General features: G+C 71.8%; 15 protein-coding genes. 7 read left to right on the top strand and 8 right to left on the bottom strand.

The window, feature by feature from the left end:
• Positions 1-41 precede the first annotated feature (41 nt).
• Positions 42-659 carry a TetR/AcrR family transcriptional regulator gene (locus ACQP2O_RS14675; RefSeq protein WP_433184319.1) on the bottom strand — a complete coding sequence of 206 codons (618 nt, stop codon included), beginning with the start codon at positions 657-659 and terminating at the stop codon, positions 42-44.
• A 100-nt stretch (positions 660-759) separates the two neighbouring features.
• Between ACQP2O_RS14675 and ACQP2O_RS14670 the strand changes: the two genes are divergently transcribed.
• Positions 760-1101 (top strand): rhodanese-like domain-containing protein, encoded by a 342-nt coding sequence (locus ACQP2O_RS14670; protein ID WP_433184316.1) that lies wholly within the window; start codon positions 760-762, stop codon positions 1099-1101.
• Between the two features lie 328 nt (positions 1102-1429).
• On the opposite strand, the gene ACQP2O_RS14665 is transcribed toward ACQP2O_RS14670, so the two are convergent.
• From ACQP2O_RS14665 to ACQP2O_RS14650, 4 genes are all read right to left on the bottom strand, one after another.
• Positions 1430-2386, bottom strand: a complete 957-nt coding sequence (locus ACQP2O_RS14665; RefSeq protein WP_433184313.1) for an LLM class F420-dependent oxidoreductase — start codon at positions 2384-2386, stop codon at positions 1430-1432.
• 61 nt (positions 2387-2447) lie between these two features.
• Positions 2448-4475: a cytochrome c oxidase assembly protein gene (locus ACQP2O_RS14660; protein ID WP_433184310.1), complete on the bottom strand. Its 2028-nt coding sequence runs from the start codon at positions 4473-4475 to the stop codon at positions 2448-2450.
• Positions 4468-4881 (bottom strand): hypothetical protein, encoded by a 414-nt coding sequence (locus tag ACQP2O_RS14655; protein WP_433184307.1) that lies wholly within the window; start codon positions 4879-4881, stop codon positions 4468-4470. The genes ACQP2O_RS14660 and ACQP2O_RS14655 overlap by 8 nt, the downstream gene beginning before the upstream one ends.
• A gap of 276 nt (positions 4882-5157) precedes the next feature.
• Positions 5158-6456, bottom strand: a complete 1299-nt coding sequence (locus ACQP2O_RS14650) for a helix-turn-helix domain-containing protein (protein ID WP_433184304.1) — start codon at positions 6454-6456, stop codon at positions 5158-5160.
• Between the two features lie 591 nt (positions 6457-7047).
• Between ACQP2O_RS14650 and ACQP2O_RS14645 the strand changes: the two genes are divergently transcribed.
• From ACQP2O_RS14645 to ACQP2O_RS14625, 5 genes are all read left to right on the top strand, one after another.
• Positions 7048-8454, top strand: a complete 1407-nt coding sequence (locus ACQP2O_RS14645; RefSeq protein WP_433184301.1) for an NCS2 family permease — start codon at positions 7048-7050, stop codon at positions 8452-8454.
• 277 nt (positions 8455-8731) lie between these two features.
• Positions 8732-10207, top strand: coding sequence for a potassium/proton antiporter (locus ACQP2O_RS14640; RefSeq protein WP_433184298.1), 1476 nt, complete (start codon positions 8732-8734; stop codon positions 10205-10207).
• A gap of 99 nt (positions 10208-10306) precedes the next feature.
• Positions 10307-11422, top strand: coding sequence for an alanine dehydrogenase (gene ald / locus ACQP2O_RS14635; RefSeq protein WP_433184296.1), 1116 nt, complete (start codon positions 10307-10309; stop codon positions 11420-11422).
• 252 nt (positions 11423-11674) lie between these two features.
• A complete protein-coding gene (locus tag ACQP2O_RS14630; protein ID WP_433184293.1) occupies positions 11675-12247 on the top strand; it encodes a histidine phosphatase family protein in 573 nt (190 codons plus the stop codon).
• A gap of 225 nt (positions 12248-12472) precedes the next feature.
• Positions 12473-13159 (top strand): alpha/beta fold hydrolase, encoded by a 687-nt coding sequence (locus ACQP2O_RS14625; RefSeq protein ID WP_433184291.1) that lies wholly within the window; start codon positions 12473-12475, stop codon positions 13157-13159.
• Between the two features lie 91 nt (positions 13160-13250).
• Here the strand turns inward: ACQP2O_RS14625 and ACQP2O_RS14620 are convergent, their stop codons facing one another.
• The 3 genes from ACQP2O_RS14620 to ggt all read right to left on the bottom strand — a co-directional run bounded on the left by ACQP2O_RS14620 (position 13251) and on the right by ggt (position 16489).
• Positions 13251-14090 carry an oxygenase MpaB family protein gene (locus ACQP2O_RS14620; protein ID WP_433184288.1) on the bottom strand — a complete coding sequence of 280 codons (840 nt, stop codon included), beginning with the start codon at positions 14088-14090 and terminating at the stop codon, positions 13251-13253.
• 124 nt (positions 14091-14214) lie between these two features.
• Positions 14215-14538, bottom strand: coding sequence for a divalent-cation tolerance protein CutA (gene cutA, locus ACQP2O_RS14615; protein ID WP_345443535.1), 324 nt, complete (start codon positions 14536-14538; stop codon positions 14215-14217).
• Positions 14539-14668: 130 nt separating this feature from the next.
• A complete protein-coding gene (gene ggt, locus ACQP2O_RS14610) occupies positions 14669-16489 on the bottom strand; it encodes a gamma-glutamyltransferase (RefSeq protein WP_433184286.1) in 1821 nt (606 codons plus the stop codon).
• 224 nt (positions 16490-16713) lie between these two features.
• On the opposite strand from ggt, the gene ACQP2O_RS14605 reads away from it, so the two are divergent.
• Entirely contained in the window at positions 16714-18285 is a 1572-nt protein-coding gene (locus ACQP2O_RS14605) for an amino acid permease (protein ID WP_433184283.1), read from the top strand.
• Positions 18286-18410 lie beyond the last annotated feature (125 nt).

The raw sequence follows: 18410 nt of genomic DNA, 5'->3' as shown, positions 1-18410 counted from the left end.
CGCGGAGATCAGGCGTCGCGGCCGGCACGGGATTGCGGAGGTCAGGCGTCGCGGCCGGGCGGGAGGACGCGGGCGGCCAGGTCCAGGACCCCCGCGCGGATGCGTTCCCAGTCGTGGCCGTCGGCGCGCAGCGCGTGGACGAGGTCCGCCGACAGCGCGGCCAGGAGCACGTGGGACAGGTGGTCGGCGTCGGCGCTCGGGTCGGCCTCACGGATGAGGATCGCCAGGTGACGATGCCAGAACCGGTAGCTTCCGATGCGGTAGCGGGCGCCCGGCACGGCGGTCTCGGAAAGCCGCAGCACGTCTAGGTGGCCGCCGAGGTAGTCGACGTAGGCGTCGAGGAAAGCCGTGATCCGCTCCGCGGCCGGGACCCCGGGGCCGAGCGGCGGCGGGCCCGACAGGATCCCTTCCTGGAGTTCGCGCTCCCGATCGTCGAGGAGGGCCACCGCCAGACCCGACTTGTCGCCGAAGCGCCGGAAGACCGTGCCCTTGCCGACCCCGGCCTCGCGGGCGACGGCGTCCATGCTCACGCCGTCCACGCCGTGCACGGCGAACAGCTTGGCCGCGGCGTCGAGCACGAGCCGCCGGTTGCGCGCGGCGTCGGCCCGTTCGGTCGGCCTCCGGGCCGCCAGCGACGACAGCTCGACGTCCTCCGGCATCCGCACTCCCTCACTCGGTCGATCCCTCGACATTCGGACCATAGTCCGGTAGCGTCCCCGATATCAACCGGACTGCGGTCCGATTACTGAAGGGATCACCATGACCGCGCTCATCTCCCGCGACGACCTGCGTGCCGCCATCGAGGCCGGCACGGTGACCGTCGTCGACGCCCTGCCCGAGTCGTACTACGCGCAGCAGCACCTGCCCGGCGCGCTCAACCTCGTCGAGGACGAGGTCGACGCCCGCGCGGCGGACCTGCTGCCGAACCGGAACGCCCCGATCGTCACCTACTGCTCGAACGCCGCCTGCGGCAACAGCGAGGCCGTGGCGACCCGCCTGACGGGCCTCGGCTACACCGACGTCCGCAAGTACCGTGACGGCATCCAGGACTGGGCAGAGGCCGGCCTGCCGGTCGAGTCCGGAGCTCCCGCGGCCCGCTGATCGGCCGACACCGCCGAGCGGCCGCGGCCCGCCCCCACCCGGCCGCCGAGGTGTCCCCTCCGGCCCGCCGTCGCCCGGCCGCTCAGGCGTCTCCTCCGGCCCGCACCCGCCCGGCACCCAGACGGTCGACCCTGTCCGCCCTCGCCCGGCCACTCGGACGTCCCCTCCGGCCCACACCCGCCCAGCACCCAGACGGTCGACCCTGTCCGCCCTCGCCCGGCCACTCGGACGTCCCCTCCGGCCCGGCACCTCGCGGCGCGGCAGAGGTCACCCCGGCCTGACCTCTCGCGGCATTCAGAGGTCACGCCGGCCCGGGCTCATCCCGCGCTCAGGTACCGGCCTCGGCCGCTCGTACGCGCTCGATGACGGGGGCGAACGCCTCCATGTACGCGCCGTGCACCGTGTAGTACGTAAGGCCGTAGCGCTCGCGATACCGCAGGATCCGCTCGGCCATCTCGTCGACGGTGCCGATCAGGACGAAGGGCGTTTCGAGGATCTCGTCGGCGCTCAGGGTGCGCCCGAACCGCGCGCTCACCTCCTCGGCGGCCGCCCGCCGATCCTTCGTCTCCAGCACGATCTGGACGAGCGCCTGCCACTCGACCTCGTCCGCCCGCTCGCCCGCGCATTCGCGCGCGTAGCGGACGCGTTCGTCCGTCTCGGCCGCCGTGGCGAGGCGGAACGTCCCCGGGGGCTGGCCCTTGACCTGGTACGTCCCGGCGATCCCGACGATGTCGGCGCGTTTCGCGGCGACGCGCAGGATCCGGTCCCCCGTGCCGCCGATCAGCAGCGGCGGCCCGGAGCCGTCGAACCCGCGCCGCTGCACCGGTGCGAGCGCCGGGAGCCCCATCGCCTCGCGGAGCGCGGCCTGCTGTTCGAAGCCGTCCGCGGCGAAGAGCCGGGCCAGTTCGTCGATGGTCGCCTCGAGACGGTCGGCCCGGGCGCCGAAGGGCTCCCACGGGATGCCGGCCTCGTCGAACTCCCATTTCATGTGCCCCGCGCCGAGGCCCAACTCCAGCCGGCCGTCCGTGAGGACGTCCGTGGTGGCCACCTCCCGCGCGAGCAGGGCCGGATTCCAGAAGCCGGCGTTCAGCACGAGCGTGCCGACCCGGAGGCGCTCGGTCGCCGCGGCCGCGGCGACCAGCGACGGGAACGGTGCGGGCATGCCGAGGTGGTCCGCGGCGAACACCGTGTCGTAGCCGTACCGCTCACCCTGCCGGCAGGTCTCGATGAGCGCCGCGTGGGATTCGAGGCCGAGGAGGTTGAAGGAGAACCGGAATCCGCTCATGACGATCACCCTGACTCACGACCGCACGGCGGGCAAAGCCCTTCGCCTCAGGGCGAACCCGTCAGTCCTGGCTCTGTGCCCGCTTGTCCAGCGACGCCAGGTAGGCGTTGTAGTCGGCCAGTTCGTCGTCCTCCTTGCGCGCGGCCGCCCGGTCGGCGCGGCGCTCCTCGCGGCGCGCCACCCGCTGGTCCTCCGCGAACCACTGGAACACCATCGCGATCAGCACGATGAACGTCGGGATCTCCCCGAACGCCCACGCGATGCCGCCTCCGGTGTGCTGGTCGGAGAGGATCGACGGCCCCCACGACCGGTGCAGCGAGTTGTACCAGCCCTGGGCGATCGGCTGCCCCAGCTCCATCAGCGCGATGCCGAAGAAGGCGTGGAACGGCATGGTGACGAACAACAGGATGATCTTGGCGACGAACGGCATCCGGCGCGGCGTCGGATCGATCCCGATGAGCACGTAGAAGAACAGCGTGCCGGCGACCAGGAAGTGCACGAGCATCGCGAGGTGGCCGACGTGGGCGCGCATGAGGTAGCCGAACAGCCCCGTGAAGTACAGCACGTACGTGCTGCCCATGAAGATGATCGTCGCGGTGGCCGGGTGGGCGATGAACGCCATCCCCCGGCTGTTCAGGATGGCGGTCAGCCATTCGCGCGGTCCCCGGTCACCGCGGATCGCGGCCGGCTTGAGCGCGCGCAGCGCCAGCGTCACCGGGGCGCCCAGCACCAGGAAGATCGGGGTCAGCATGGACAGCACCATGTGCTGGACCATGTGCACGCTGAACAGCACCGGAGCGTACGTCGCGGCGCCCGTCATCGTCACCGCCACGATCGTGACCAGGCCGACGAACCAGGCGGCGGTCCGGGTCATGGGCCAGCGGTCACCGCGGCGGCGCAGCCGCATCACCCCGGCGACGTACAGGCCGCCGAGCACGACGACGAGGACGGCGAAGAACAGGTCGGGCCGCCACAGCGTCGCCAGCCGGGTGAGGCTCACCGGCGCCGGCATGTCGAAGCCCAGGAGGCTGCGTACGGGGGTCTCTTCGGTCGTGGGCGCCGGCGGAGCGGTGCGGGCGAGCGCGACCGCGACTCCCATCGTGGCGGCCATCACGAACGCCTCGACGGCGACGAGCCGGACGAACGGCCACGGCGGGCGCACGACCGACGGCCGCGCGTACCCCTTGGGGTTGTGCGCCATGATCGCCGGAAGCGTGCGTTCGCGGTGCAGCCAGCCGAGCACGCCCAGCGTCGTGAACAGGACCGCCTTGACCAGGATCAGCCGGCCGTAGTCGCTGGTGAACATCTGGGTCGGAGTGGGGACGCGGGAGATCGCGTTGGCGACGCCGCTGACCCCGACGGCGACGAAGCACCACAGCGCCATCCGGCTGAACCGGTGGGCGGCCACCCCGAGGTGGTCGCCGTCATGCGCGGCGTGCCAGCCCAGGAGCAGCAGCCCGCCCACCCAGGGCGCGAGCGCGACGACATGCATGGCGAGGCCGCTGATGGCCAGCTCGTGGTTGGGCGAGGACGCCGAGTGGCCGGTCAGCGGGGGCGGCAGCAGCGCGACGAGCGCGGCGACGAGCAGGCCGGCCGCGCTGCCGGGCGTGGCAGCGGTCCGGGCCAGCAGCGCGATCATCGCGGTCAGCAGCACGACGATCATCAACGCCGTGCCCTGCGGCAGCTGACCGACGTAGCTGGTGAGCTCGTTCCCGCCGGCGACGGTGGCGACGGGCTCGCCGAGAATGTCGGAGACCGTGAAGATCAGTGTGGCGGCGGCCCCGGCCGCCCAGACGGCGGCGATCCAGGAGGCCCCCCGCAGGTAGCGCACGGCCTGCGGGTCGAGCACGCCCTTGACCGAGGGCAGCAGGACGACGGCGCCCAGCAGCGCGCCGACGGTGAGGGTGCCGCCGAGGTCCATGGTCAACCGGGCGACCGGGAGGCCCCACCGGGTGAGCGTGCCCGCGTCGGCGAGCCCGCTGATGACCTTCTCGCGGACCGCTCCGCCGGCGACCAGCGCGATGAGAAGGGCGGCGAGGCTGGTGAGCCCGACGAGCGCCGCCGCGATGTACGGCCGATGGCTACGCACGGGAGACCGCGGCCCGGAGTCGGACGGCCGGGCGAGGCGCACCGGCGCGGGCGCCGCCCAAGCCGAGGCGGGCGCCGACCGAGGCAGGGTGGGCGTCGGCCAAGCCGGGGCGGGCGTCGGCCAAGCCGGGGTGGGCGCCGACGGAGCCGGAGCAGGCGTCGGCCGCGCCGAAGCGGGCGTCGAGCGAGCCGAAGCCGGTGCCGGCCGAGCCTGGGTGGGCGACGACCGCGCCGAAGCGGGCGTCAGCCGAGCCTGGGTGGGCGTCGAGCGAGCCGAAGCCGACCGAGCCGGAATAGGCGTCGGCCGCGCCGGAGTCGGCGTCGAGCAAGCCGGAGCGGACAACGGCCAAGCCGGGGCGGGCGGCGGCGAAGCCGCGGCGGCGCTCGGGCGGCGAGAGGTTCATCATGGCGAAGGAGGCGGTCTCTCCGGGTCGGCAGGTGTTCCCGGGGCGCTCACCGCTCTGGGCGTGCTCCGCGTGCGGCCTCGTGCCCCGGCCGCCGCTCGCCCGCTCGTCAGGATCGCTCCCCGGACCTCCTCAGCTTATTCACCCTCCGGCGCCCGGTGGATACGGGTCGCCCGGACGGCTCCTTGCCTCCTCCGGCCGCCCGGTTCTTCACAGGCCGGCGCCCGGTGGATACGGGCCGGCCGGACCGCCCCTGACCTCCTCCGGCCGCCCGGTCCCTCACAAGCCGGCGCAGGCCAGCGCCCGCCGGTACGCGTCGGCCCGCTGCTGCGGGGAGCCGGCGTCCGACAGCAGCTCGGCGAGCCGGAACCAGCCCTGCGCCGCCTCGCGGGAGGGCCCGATCTCCCTGAGGCAGGTCATGGCACGCTCCAGCGTGGCCGCCGCCTCGTCCGGGCGGCCGAGCCGCAGGGTCGCCTCGGCGAGTGCGATCAGGGCTCCGGCGGTGGCCGGCCGCGCGTCGTTCCCCAGGAGTTCCAGCGCTTCGTTCGCCCGGTCGACGGCCCGCTGAGCCTCGCCCGTCGCGAGCTCCGCGCGGGCGAGTTCGGTGAGGCACCAGGCGACGTCGAGGTCCGCCGCCCCGGTCGCGGTCAGCTCGTGGAGGGCGCGTTCGAGCTCGTCGCGGGCGCGCCGCGCGTCCTGCGGCCGGGCCAGCAGCATGAGGGTGGCGTACTCCCTCCGCAACCGGCTCACGTCGCGCAGGTCCGCCGCCTCTCCCAGGAGGGACAGCGCCCGTTCCCCGTACGTCGCCGCCGTGTCGAAGTCGCCCTGGTGCTTGGCGACGAGGGCGGTCTCCCAGTAGGCGGCCATGCGGGCGGCCGGGCTGCCGGTCGCCTCCGCCTGGTCCAGCAGCCGGTCGGTCAGCTGCCGGGCGCTGACGAGGTCGCCGCGTTCGAGGTAGACGCCGACGAGGGTGCCGCCGAGCTTGACCGTCTCGTCGCTCCACGGCCCCTCTTTGGCGGTCACCCGCGCGAACGCGCGCTCGGCCAGAGCAGCGCTCTCCGCCAGGTCGCCCTTCTCCCGGTGACTTCGGGCGGCGGCGACGTTGACCCGGATCCATTCGTCGGTGTCGTACTCCGGTGACAGGTCCGACCCGAGGGCGGCGAACTCCCGCAGCGCCTCGTCCAGCGCGCCTGCCGCCTCGAGGGCGAGCGCGTGTCCCCACCGGGCCCGGCGCGCCGACTCGGGCAACGCGGCCAGCGCCGGGTCGGCCAGCAGTTCGGCGAACCGGTCGCGCGCCTCGGTCGCCCGGCCGTTCCGCAGGGCGGTATCAGCGCGGTCGAGGGTCGTCTGCAGCCGCTCCTGCGTGGCCTCGTCGATGCCGCTCGAGAGGTAGGACGCCGAGCAGCCGAGCTTGCGGGCGAGGAGCCGGACGACATCGGGAGTCGGGGTGCGCTTCCCGCTCTCGATCAAGGAGACGTAGCTGTCGGACAGCTCGGGAAGAGCCAGCTGCGCCTGGGAAAGACCCTTGCGCATCCGCGCCCAGCGGATGCGCTGTCCGAGCGATTGATGACTATCCACATTGACCCACTTTTACGAAAACAATCAACTAAGAATCAGGAGGGTTTGTTGAATCCATGGCGCGGATCACGAGGCCTCGCGGGCTTTGCCCCCGCAGGCGGGACGTTCTCCCGCCGACCAGCGACACTTCGACGATCACGCCCCCTAGCAGCGGCCGATCGATCGACCCGCTCGGCCCGATCTGCGGCACTGAAGACACTTGTACCAGAAAGGATAGTTTTCGCTGCCTTCTTACAGAAGACTCTTGGACGACTTTCGAAACCCGGCGACGGCGATCCACTGCCGGGAACGCGCGCCGCAGGCGGCCGATCCGCCCACCGGCCCCGGCAAAGCAGGACGACGATTCGTCCCATTTCATACATAGATCCGAAACGTCCCGCTGGCACGTGCCGTACGAGCAGGCGGGTGCCGCACCCTACCGGCCGCCCGCCTGCGGGGGATCCGTACCTTGCATACCGATGGGTCCGGAAGACCACGTCAACGACTAGTCTTCCGACGTCACCCCTGCGGCCCGCGACCCGTGCGATCCCGTTCATGATCGATTCGTCGGAGGCCGTGCTGAGTCGCGACCCCTGCGAAACGGAGCCCCGAATGACGACGCGGCTGGAGGCCGGAGGTCCCCTCGACCGCTTCTTCGACCTGACCGCACGCCGGACCACGGTGGCGCGGGAGGTACGCGGCGGCATCACCACGTTCGTGGCGATGGCCTACATCATCCTGCTGAACCCCATCATCCTCGGCAGCGCGGAGGACGTGAACCACGCGCACCTGTCGATCCCCCAGCTGACCACCATGACCGCGCTGGCGGCTGCGATCTCCACCCTCATCATGGGCCTGGTCGGCAACGCGCCACTGGCCCTCGCGTCCGGGCTGGGCATCAACGCGGTCGTCGCCTTCCAGGCCGCTCCGCACATGACCTGGCCGCAGGCCATGGGCCTCGTCGTGCTCGAGGGCGTGGTCATCGTGATCCTGGCCGTCACCGGATTCCGCGAACGGATCATGAACGCCATCCCCCTGGCGCTCAAGCACGCCATCGCCGCGGGCATCGGCGCCTTCATCGCCCTGATCGGCATGGTCGACTCCGGCTTCGTCGGCAAGGGCGAAGGCACTCCCCTGACCCTCGGGTCCGGCGGCCACCTCGCGGGCTGGCCGGTCGTCGTGTTCGTCATCGGAGCGCTGCTGATGATCGTGCTGTACGTCCGCCGCGTCCCCGGAGCGATCCTGCTGAGCATCGCGGTCGCCACGGTGCTCGCCATCGTCATCAACAGCAACACCACGATCGCCGCCAAGGCATGGGGCACGGTCGTGCCGAAGCTGCCTTCCAAGCTCGTCTCGACCCCCGACTTCGGGCTGCTGGGCAAGGTCGACATCTTCGGCGGCTTCGGCCGGGCCGGCGTGCTCACGGCCCTGGTCGTGCTGTTCACCCTCGTGCTGAGCGGCTTCTTCGACGCGATGGGCACGATCCTCGGGCTCACCGAGGAGGCCGGGCTGCTCGACGAGGAGGGACGCGTGCCGGGGCTGGGGCGCATCCTCGCCGTGGACGGCACCTCGGCGATGATCGGCGGCCTCACCAGTTCCTCCGCCGGCACCGTGTTCGTCGAGTCGGCGGCGGGCATCGGCGAGGGCGCTCGCACGGGGCTGGCCAACATCGTCACCGGGCTGCTCTTCGCCGCGACGCTGTTCCTCACCCCGATCGCGGCCGTGGTGCCGGCGCAGGCCGCCGCGCCCGCGCTCGTGATCGTCGGCGCCCTGATGATGACCCAGGTCGCCAAGATCGGCTGGTCCGACCTGGACATCGCGATCCCGGCCTTCGTCGCGATCGTGATGATGCCCTTCACGTACTCCATCACCAACGGCGTCGGCGCGGGCGTCATCGCGTACACCCTCATCCAGACCGCCCGCGGCCGGTGGGCCGGCTGGCTCCTGTGGCTCATCTCGGTCGTCTTCGTCGCCTACTTCGGCATCAACGTGATCGAGCGGATCTTCGGCATCTCCTGACGCCGCGTCCTGACGGCCCCGGGAGCCGATGGCGCCCGGGGCGGTCAGCGCACGCGGCGTACGGACGACGAAGAGACCGCGCACCGGCGCGGATCACCGGTGCGCGGCCCGAGGAGCACGGCACACCGGCCGACATCGCGGAGGCGGCCGGCGTCGCGCACATCGCGCACGCGGCCACCTCACTCGTCGCGTATGGATACCGTTAAGACCATAGGTGTGCCGGGAAGTCTGGTCGGCGCTGTCGTTGTCGTCCCCTTTTTAGGAAGAGGCAGCCGCCGTGGCAGACGTCGAAGCGTTCGGGCTCGCCGTTCTCGTGATCGCGCTCATCGGCACGGTGGCCGTGCTGTCCAACCGGTTCAGCGAACGCGCCCGGATCCCGGCACCGGCGATCTTCCTGGTGTGCGCGGCGATCGCCTCCGACCTGTGGCCCCGTCTCGGCTCGGTCTCCCTGCCGACGATCGAGAAGGTCGTCACCGTGGCGCTCGCCGTGATCCTCTTCGACGGCGGCATGCACATCGGCCGGCGCCGTTTCCGCTCGGCGGCCGCCGCCACGGTCTGGATCGGCGTCGCCGGAACGCTCGTCACCGTCGCGGCCCTCGCCCTGCTCACCCACTACGTGTTCGGCATGGACTGGCGCCTGGCCATGCTGCTCGGCACCGCCCTCGCCCCGACCGACCCGGCCGTGGTCTTCTCCGTGCTGGGCCGCCGGGAGATCGCCGGACGCACCGGCACCCTCCTGGAGGGCGAGTCCGGGGCCAACGACCCGGTCGGCATCGCGCTGCTCGTCGCCGTGCTCGGCGCGACCGGCGGCGGGCTGTCGGCGGTCGGCCACGTCACGGTCGCGTTCCTCCAGCAGATGGTGATCGGGGCCGCCGTCGGCGTCGCGGGCGGGATGCTCCTGCTGGCCTTCATGCGGCGCGTCCCGCTCCCCAGCGAGGGCCTGTACGCGCTGCGGGTGCTGTTCGGCGCGCTGGTGATCTACGGGCTGGCGACCGTCGCGCACGGTTCGGGCTTCCTCGCCGTCTTCGCCGCCGGCATCCTGCTCGGCGACGAGCGCGCCCCGTACAAGAGGGAGATCGAGCGGTTCCACTCGTCGCTGGCGAGCCTCGCCGAGATCGTCGCCTTCATCATGCTCGGCCTCACGATCAGCCTGCGCGGCCTCGGTGACGGTGGAGCGTGGTGGATCGGCCTCATCATCGCCGCCGCGCTGGCCTTCGTGATCCGGCCGGTGTTCGTCGGGCTCCTGCTGTGGCCGGTGCGCCTGCGGCGGAACGAGCGGATCTTCGTGCTGTGGACCGGGCTGAAGGGAGCGGTGCCGATCCTGCTCGGCCTGTTCATCCTGCAGGAGGGACTGCCCGGCGTCCGGCGCGCCTACGAGATCATCTTCGTGGTGGTCGCGTTCTCGGTGACCGTCCAGGGCGGCCTGGTGCCGGAGCTCGCCCGCCGGCTGCGCATTCCCCTGCGCGTCGTCGAGCCCGAGCCGTGGAGCCTGGGCGTGCGGTTCCAGGAGGAGCCGGAGGGCCTCCACCGATACCAGGTGAGGGCGGGCTCGGCCGCCGACGGCATGACCGTCGACGAGCTGCCCTGCGGCGAGGACGTCTGGGTCAGCTTCGTCATCCGGGGCGGCCGCCTGGTCCCGGTGCGCGCCGACACGCTGATGCGGGCCGGAGACGAGGTGCTGGTCCTGGCCCCCGACACCCCGGACCTGGAGGCCATCTTCACCCGCCGGCGGAACGACTCATCGGCGGGCTGACAGTGTGTCAGCATCCTTGGCCATGCGGATACAGATTGGTGCCGCCGCTATGGCCGCCGCGCGGCCACTCTTAGGGGAGAAGCACCCTGAGGAGGAAACGTGAAGGTCGGCGTACCCCGCGAGATAAAGAACCACGAATACCGCGTGGCCATCACGCCGGCGGGCGTGCACGAGCTGGTCCGGCACGGCCACGACGTCCTCATCGAGCGCGGAGCCGGCACCGGTTCGTCGATTCCGGACGAGGACTTCATCGGCGCCGGGGCCAAGATCCTGGAGACCGCCGACGACGTGTGGGCGGCCGGCGACCTGATCCTGAAGGTCAAGGAGCCCATCGCCGACGAGTACCACCGGATGCGGAAGGGCCAGACGCTCTTCACCTACCTGCACCTGGCGGCCTCGCGCGCGTGCACCCAGGCCCTGCTCGACGCCGGCGTGACCTCCATCGCGTACGAGACGGTCCAGCTGCCGAACCGGTCGCTGCCGCTGCTCGCCCCGATGTCGGAGGTCGCGGGCCGGCTCGCGCCGCAGGTCGGCGCGTACAACCTGATGCGCTTCAACGGCGGACGCGGCGTGCTCCCCGGCGGGGTTCCCGGCGTCGCCCCGGCGAAGGTCGTCGTGATCGGCGGCGGCGTGTCCGGGCTGAACGCCGCCCAGATCGCCGTCGGGATGGGCGCGGACGTCACCGTGATGGACGTCAACGTCGACCGGCTCCGGCACATCGACGCGATCTACCAGGGCCGGCTGAAGACGCTGGTGTCGAGCGCGTACGCCATCGAGCAGCAGGCGCTCGGCGCCGACCTGGTCATCGGCGCGGTGCTGATCCCCGGTGCCAAGGCCCCGACGCTGATCTCCAACGAGCTGGTGTCCCGGATGAAGCCGGGCTCGGTGCTCGTGGACATCGCGATCGACCAGGGCGGCTGCTTCGAGGACTCCCACCCCACGACGCACGCCGACCCGACCTACAAGGTCCACGAGTCGGTCTTCTACTGCGTCGCCAACATGCCGGGCTCGGTGCCGAACACCTCGACGTACGCGCTGACGAACGTCACGCTCCCCTACGCCGTCGCGCTCGCCGACAAGGGCTGGCGTACGGCGCTGCGGGACGACCACGCGCTGGCGCTCGGCCTCAGCACCCACGACGGCGCGCTGGTCAGCGAGCCGGTCGCCGAGGCGCACGGCCTCCAGGCGACCGCGCTGGAGGACCTGCTCGCCTGACGACGTCGACACGAGCGCCCCGGCCGGCCGCTTGGGCCACCGGGGCGCTCGCACGTTCCCGCAGTGCCGCGTTCCCGCGGAGTCGCGGTGCCGCGGGAAGGCCGGGCAGCCGTCGTGACCGGGAACCGCGGACTCCCGGCACCGTACGAGGGCCGTTCACCGGGCCGGAGCCAGAGTGCGCGGCACCGTACGGAGGCCCGTCGCTCGAGGCGGAGTCAGAGCGTCCGTTCCGCGTCCCGTATCGTGCCCCCCATGGGGGAATTGATCCTGCTGCGACACGGTGAGACCGAATGGAGCCGCACCGGAAGGCACACCGGTCGCACCGATGTCGCCCTGACCGAGCGCGGCGAGGAACAGGCCAAGGCGCTGGCACCCCTCATCGCCGCCCGCGACATCGCGCTGGCCGTCGCGAGCCCGGCCCAGCGCGCCCGGCGTACGGCCGAACTGGCCGGGCTGACCGGCGTCGAGATCGACGACCGGCTCTGGGAGTGGGACTACGGCGCGTACGAGGGCCGCACCACGCCCGCGATCCGCGAGGAGCGGCCCGGCTGGTACCTGTGGGCGGACGGAGTGCCGGAGGGTGAGACCGTCGACCAGGTCGGCGCCCGGGCGGACGCCGTCATCGAGCGCGTCCGTCCGTACCTCACCGAGGGCGACGTCGCCCTCGTGGCGCACGGGCACGTGCTGCGCGTGCTGACGGCCCGGTACCTCGGCCTGCCGGCCGCCGACGGCCGGCTCTTCCGCCTCGACACCGGAACGATCTCCGCCTTGGGCGCCGAACACGAACGCCCCGTGATCAGCTCGTGGAACGTCCCCGCCCGGTAACCACCCGCCGCGCCCGCGAGGCACACGATTGCCGTCGCCGTTGACTCCTTGCCGCCGGTGTGGCCGGGCGATTGACGGAGTTGCCGGGATTGTGCGTCAACGGTGGCGGCAAAGCCCTGCGTCACCGGGTCGAAGCGCGTCGGCCGGGCCGTTCTGCGGTCGGCCGCCCTACGCCCGAGGCGAACGCGAGATCGGTCGTGCGTACTCGCGCCGTACGCTCGCGCCGTGAACGATCGTCGTACGGTCGGCGTCGGTGACGTGCGGCTGGCCTACCAGGTCTACGGGGCGCCGGCGGCCCCTCCCGTCGTGTTGCTGCACGCGCTCGGCGAGTACGGCTCGACCTGGCAGGAGACCGCGACGGGCCTCGCCGTCTCCCACCGCGTGTACGCGGTCGACCTGCGTGGGCACGGCGCGAGCGACCGGGCCGCCGCGTACTCCTTCGAGCTCATGCGCGATGACGTCGTCGCCCTCCTCGACGTCCTCAGGCTCGACCGGGTGACCCTCGTCGGGCACTCGATGGGCGCCACCGTGGCGTACCTGCTCGCCGGAAAGCACCCCGAACGCGTGGACCGCCTCGTCCTGGAAGAGCCGCCGCCGCCCGTCCCCGCCGATCCGCCGAGGCACCCACCCGAGCACCCGGAGGAGACCGAGGCGTTCGACTGGGCGGCGGTGGACGCGATCTACCGGCAGCGCAACGATCCCGACCCGGCCTACTGGGACGTGGTGGCCGCGATCACCGCACCGACGCTGGTGATCGCGGGCGGGCCCGGTAGTCCCCTCCCCCAGGACCAGATGGCACGGCTCGCGGAGACGATCCCCGACCACCGGCTGGTGACCATCGACGCCGGGCACCTCGTCCACGAGGAGAGACCCGAGGAGTTCGCCGCCGCGCTCGCCGCCTTCCTCTCGTAAGTCAGGGCCTGTCTCGAAGTCCCCGTCCGTGGCGACCGACGACAACGCGGCGAGGCGCCGCCTGGGCGCCGCGCAGTAGGAGAGACAGGCGCTAGGAGGCGGCGGGAAGGTCGGCGGTCCCTTCCCGGGTCAGGCGGCGGGCTCTGCGGGCGTCGGGCGAGTAGATCCACTGCTCGGGCACCACCTGAGTGCCCCGGTACAGCGCCTTCAGCGTGGTCGTGGCCCACAGGTCCTCGAGCGGCGTGGCCGGCAGGCCGTACATGCGGCGCGCCCAGCGCGGGAGGGTGGCGACGACGAGCGTCGCGATGCTCGGCGCGGCCAGTTTGAGCGGCAGCATCCGGCGCGGGACGGCGGGGTTGTACAGGCGCCGCAGGCCCTGCTTCGCCTCCTTGCACGCGTAGATCCTGGGCCGCATCTCCTCGTAGTACGCGCGCATCTCGGCGACCGAGGCGGGGATGTCGGCGGGGTCGAGGCCGACGACGGCGCCGGATCGGCGCTGCTCGTCGACGAACGCGTCGGCCTCCTCGGGCGTCAGCGGCACACCGGCGCGCAGGGCGATGTCGAGGTAGGAGTCGACCTCGCCCATGTGGACCCAGAGGAGGTTCTCCGGCTCGTCGATCCGGAAGATCTCCCCGGTGACCGGGTGGTAGCCGGTCAGCTTGGAATGGAGGCGGCGCACCCGGCGGCCCGTCCGCTCGACCTCCTCGAGGGTGCCGTACGTGCGGACGCGGACGAACTCGATCGTGCGGCCCAGCCGTGACCAGGCCGCCCGGGGGTCCATGAGGTCGGAGTTCTGCGCGGTGCCCCACATGGACGGCGGGTGCAGCGCCTGCAGGATGAGCGCGCGGAAGCCGCCCACCATCTGGACCGGCTCCCCCATCACCTTCCAGGTCACCGAACCGGGGCCGAACAGCCCGTGGTCCTCACTCATCGCCACCGCCTCGGGAGGTCCTGCCGACGCGGTACGACACGCGCCTTATGCAAGTAAATGATTATTTCCCCGGATCAAGGTTTTCACACGCAGGCGGACGCGAAGCAGCCTCACGGCCGGGCGGTCAGATCGTGGTCTGCTCGCGGACCCAGGCGAGGTAGTCGCCGCTGCCGGCGACGACCGGGGTCGCGATGATCTCCGGGGTGTCGTAGGAGTGCTGCTCGGTGATCTGCGCGGCCAGCGCCTCGAAGCGCTCGGCGGTGGTCTTGAACACCACCATCCACTCCTCGGCCGATTCGATCTCGCCCTCCCACCAATAGGTGCTGGCGATGGGGCCGACGAGCTGGGCCGCGGCGGCGAGGCGCCCGGTGACCGCCGAGCGGGCGATCTCGGCCGCCTCCTGGCGTGAGTCGGTGGTCGTCGTCACCTGGACGTACGCCTCGGCCATCAACGGCTCCCTTCTCCGCTCGATCGTAGCCCCGGCCGCCGCTCGCCTCCCGTAGTGATCACGTAATCATTCCGGAACGATCACGTGAGCGGCGGACGACACCGCCGGGTCGACGAGACGACCGGCGCGCTCATCGGCTCGGGCTGACGACCATGGCGCTGCCGCCGTGCCGGCGTACGGGCTCGGCGACGGCCTGGAGCCTGCCGCCGCCGAGGAACTCCACGCCGGCCGCCGCGCCGATCACGCCCGCGGGCGGGCCCGGGAACACCGCGAGGTCGTGCCCCTTGGCCTTGAGGGCGGCGCCGTACTGGTCGATGAAGGCCTGCTCGGCGAAGGTCTGCGCCGTGTTGCGCTGGGTGGCGCGCGGCGCGGCCACCGCCTGCGGCAGCGTCATGCCCAGGTCGATGCGGTTCAGCAGGATCTGCAGCACGGTGGTGATGATGGTGGAGCCGCCCGGGGAGCCGACCGCGAGGAACGGCCGCCCGTTCTTCAGCACGATCGTCGGCGCCATGCTGCTGCGCGGCCGCTTGCCCGCCGCGGGCAGGTTCGGGTCGGGGTAGCCCGCCGGGGTCGACGAGGTGAAGTCGAAGTCGGTCATCTCGTTGTTGAGGAGGAACCCGCGATGCGGCACCGTGATCCCGCTGCCGCCGAACTGCTCGAGCGTCAGCGTGTAGGAGACGACGTTGCCCCACCGGTCGGCGGTCACGAGGTGGGTCGTCTGCGGTCCCTCGTACGGCAGGTTCTGACCGGTTCCCTGCGGGGTGGCGCAGCCGTGGCCGTTCAGGTCGCCCGGGGGCACCGGGCTCTTGGCCGCCTCGTCCGGCTTGATGAGGCACGCCCGCGAACTGGCGAACCCGTCGGACAGCAGCGTCTTCAACGGCACGTCGACGTACGCCGGATCGCCGACGTACGCGCCCCGGTCGGCGTAGGCGAGCCGGGAGGCCTCGAGGTAGGTGTGCAGGGCCTGGACCGGGTCGTGGAGGTCGAACTGCTTCATGATGTTCAGCGCCTCGCCGACGGTCGAACCGCCGGAGGAGGGCGGGGCCATGCCGTAGACGTCCAGCCCCCGGTAGTTCACGTGCGTGGGGCTGCGCCGCAGGGCGTGGTAGGCGGCGATGTCGGAGGTCTCCATCACGCCGGGCCGGATGTTGCGCGTGGTGGCCGGGTCGACGGGCGGCTTGCGCACTGTGCCGGAGATCTCGGTGCCGAGCCCGCCGCCGTAGAACCAGTCGACGCCGCGCCGGGCGATCTGGCGGTAGGTGTCGGCGAGGTCCGGGTTGCGGAAGGTCGATCCGACGGCCGGCGGCTTCCCGCCGGGCAGGAACAGCTCCCGCGTCGGCACGATGTCCTTGAAGCGATCGGCGTTGAGCGCCGTCTGGTCGTAGAACTCCTGGTCCACCGTGAAGCCGTGGTCGGCCACGCCGATCGCGGGCCGTAGCAGGCTGCCGAGGCTACGGCTGCCGAAGCGGCTCAGGGCGCTGTCCCACGTGGCGAGGGTGCCGGGCACGCCGACCGACAGGCCGCTCGTCACGGCCTCGTCGAACGACAGCGGCTTGCCGGTCTTCGGGTCGATGAAGAAGTCCTTGGTCATCTTCGCCGGCCCGGTCTCCCGGCCGTCGATGGTGGAGACCTTGTGGGTCCGCGCGTCGTAGTAGGTGAAGAAGCCTCCGCCGCCGATCGCCGCGACGTACGGTTCGGTCACGCCGAGCATCGCCGCGGTGGCGACCGCCGCGTCCACCGCGTTGCCGCCGCGCCTCAGCACCTCGATGCCGGCCTTGGTCGCGTCGAGGTCGACGCTGGAGACCGCACCGCCGTATCCCACCGCGGTCGCCTGTTTCCCCTGGGGCGGGGCCACGGCCGGCTGCCCGGACGCGGTGCGTGCCTCGGCCGGCGCGGTGAGGGTCGCCAAGGCGAGGGCGGCGAGCCCGAGAACGGCGTTTCTGCGGCGCATGGAGTTCTCCTGACCCACGGTGAACGCTTGCGCCCACCTTGCCATCCCGTCGCTCCGGCGACCAGACGATCGGCCGATCACGGCCGAACCACCCCGAGGTCTCAGATGTGCCGCTATGTCGCCATGACCTTGTGATTCAGCATTTATTTGTACATCCTGGGGTGCTCCAGGACTTGTCGGGCGGTGCGGGCTCGGCCGGCCGGAGCAAAGGGGGACCAGACGAGTTGAGCGTCCAGGCGCCGTTCCGGAACAATCTGCTGCGCCGCCTCCCGGTCGAGGAAACCGTCAGCCCGCACTACGGTGGCCGCCACCGCCTCTCCCTGGTCTACAAGACGCGCGACCTGATCGTGCTGGGCCTCGGCGTGATGATCGGCGCCGGCATCTTCAAGATCGCCGGTGAGCAGGCCGCGAGCACGGCCGGTCCCGCCGTGATCGCCTCCTTCGTGGTCGCGGGGCTGGCCTGCCTGCTGTCCGCGCTGTCGTACGCCGAACTGTCGTCCACGATGCCGGTCGCGGGCAGCGCGTACTCCTTCACCTACGTCGCCTTCGGCGAGATCTGGGCCTGGGTGATCGGCTGGGCGCTCATGCTGGAGCTGCAGCTCGCCGCCGCCGTGGTCGGCCGGGCCTGGTCCCTGTACGCGGCGCAGCTCATCACCGACCTCGGCACGCTCTCCGGCGTCTCCGCCATCCACGTGCCGTCGTTCCTGGCCGGAGTCGTCGGGCAGGAGACCGGCTTCGACCTGTTCGCCCTGGTGCTCCTCCTGGTCCTGGCCGTGGTCGTGGCCATCGGCGCACGACTCAGCCTCTACACGCTGTGGTTCATGGTGCTGGCCAAGGTCATCGCGATCGGGCTGGTCATCGCCGGCGGCCTGCTGTTCTTCCACCCGTCCAACCTCAAGCCGTTCGTGCCGCCCGCCCGGCCCGTCAGCAAGAGCGGCGACCGGACCGTCCTGGACGTGCTGATGGGCGGCACTCCGCACGCGTTCGGGCTGTTCGGCATCTTCGCCGCCACCTCGGCGATCGCGTTCGCCTACATCGGCTTCGACCTGATCGCCACCGCGGCCGAGGAGACCCAGGACGCCCCCCGCCGCGTTCCCCGAGGGATGATCATCAGCCTGCTCATCACGATCGCCCTCTACATCGGCGTCGCGATCGCGATGGTCGGGATGGTCCCGTACTCCAAGCTCAACCCCTCGACGCCGCTGGCCAGCGCGTTCGCCGCCGTCGGCTCCAGCGCGATGGGCCTGGTCATCGACGTCGGCGCGGTCATCGGCCTGGCCACCGTCGTCCTCGTCGTCATGGTCGCCCAGACCCGCGTCATCTTCGCGATGGCGCGCGACGGTCTGCTGCCCGCTCCCCTGGCCGTGATCAGCAGCCGGTACAAGGTGCCGACCCGCGCCGCGCTCCTGGTCGGCTGCACGGCGATCGCGCTGTCCCAGGTCGACGTCTGGACCTTCGGGAAGATCAGCGTCCTCACGCTCCAGCAGATGATCGTGATCGGGACGCTGTTCGCCTTCCTGTTCGTGTCGGCCGGCGTGCTGGCGCTCCGCCGCAGCCGCCCGGACCTGCCGCGCGGCTTCCGGGTGCCCGCCGTGCCGGTGACCCCGATCCTCGCGATCGCCGCCACCGGCTGGCTGATGCTCAACCTGCACCTGCGCACCTGGGAGTACTTCGCGATCTGGATGGCGATCGGGCTCGCCGTCTACCTGCTGTACGGGCGGACCAACAGCCGCTTGCGGCACGTGCTCGACGGCCGCCCGGTCCGCGATCGCACCCACGGTCGCCACCGCCGCTGACCGGCCCGAGAGCGTGTCCGACGAATCCGCTGTCCGGCTGCGCGGTGCCCAGACGCCGGTCGCTACGAACGGGATTCCTCGGACACGCCCTAGTGCCCGTCAGCCGTGTCCGGGATCATGGTCTG

The sequence above is a fragment of the Actinoallomurus sp. CA-150999 genome (assembly GCF_050942425.1).
Lineage (GTDB): Bacteria > Actinomycetota > Actinomycetes > Streptosporangiales > Streptosporangiaceae > Actinoallomurus.
Note: the sequence above shows the minus strand (reverse complement) of the source record. Positions and strands in the feature narration are given on the sequence as shown.

Coding starts and splice junctions, on each gene's coding strand:
- ACQP2O_RS14620 (WP_433184288.1), bottom strand. CDS start 14,090: ATGAGTGAGGACCACGGGCTGTTCGGCCCCGGTTCGGTGACCTGGAAG.
- cutA (WP_345443535.1), bottom strand. CDS start 14,538: ATGGCCGAGGCGTACGTCCAGGTGACGACGACCACCGACTCACGCCAG.
- ACQP2O_RS14665 (WP_433184313.1), bottom strand. CDS start 2,386: ATGAGCGGATTCCGGTTCTCCTTCAACCTCCTCGGCCTCGAATCCCAC.
- ggt (WP_433184286.1), bottom strand. CDS start 16,489: ATGCGCCGCAGAAACGCCGTTCTCGGGCTCGCCGCCCTCGCCTTGGCG.
- ACQP2O_RS14675 (WP_433184319.1), bottom strand. CDS start 659: ATGCCGGAGGACGTCGAGCTGTCGTCGCTGGCGGCCCGGAGGCCGACC.
- ACQP2O_RS14655 (WP_433184307.1), bottom strand. CDS start 4,881: ATGATGAACCTCTCGCCGCCCGAGCGCCGCCGCGGCTTCGCCGCCGCC.
- ACQP2O_RS14645 (WP_433184301.1), top strand. CDS start 7,048: ATGACGACGCGGCTGGAGGCCGGAGGTCCCCTCGACCGCTTCTTCGAC.
- ACQP2O_RS14670 (WP_433184316.1), top strand. CDS start 760: ATGACCGCGCTCATCTCCCGCGACGACCTGCGTGCCGCCATCGAGGCC.
- ACQP2O_RS14630 (WP_433184293.1), top strand. CDS start 11,675: ATGGGGGAATTGATCCTGCTGCGACACGGTGAGACCGAATGGAGCCGC.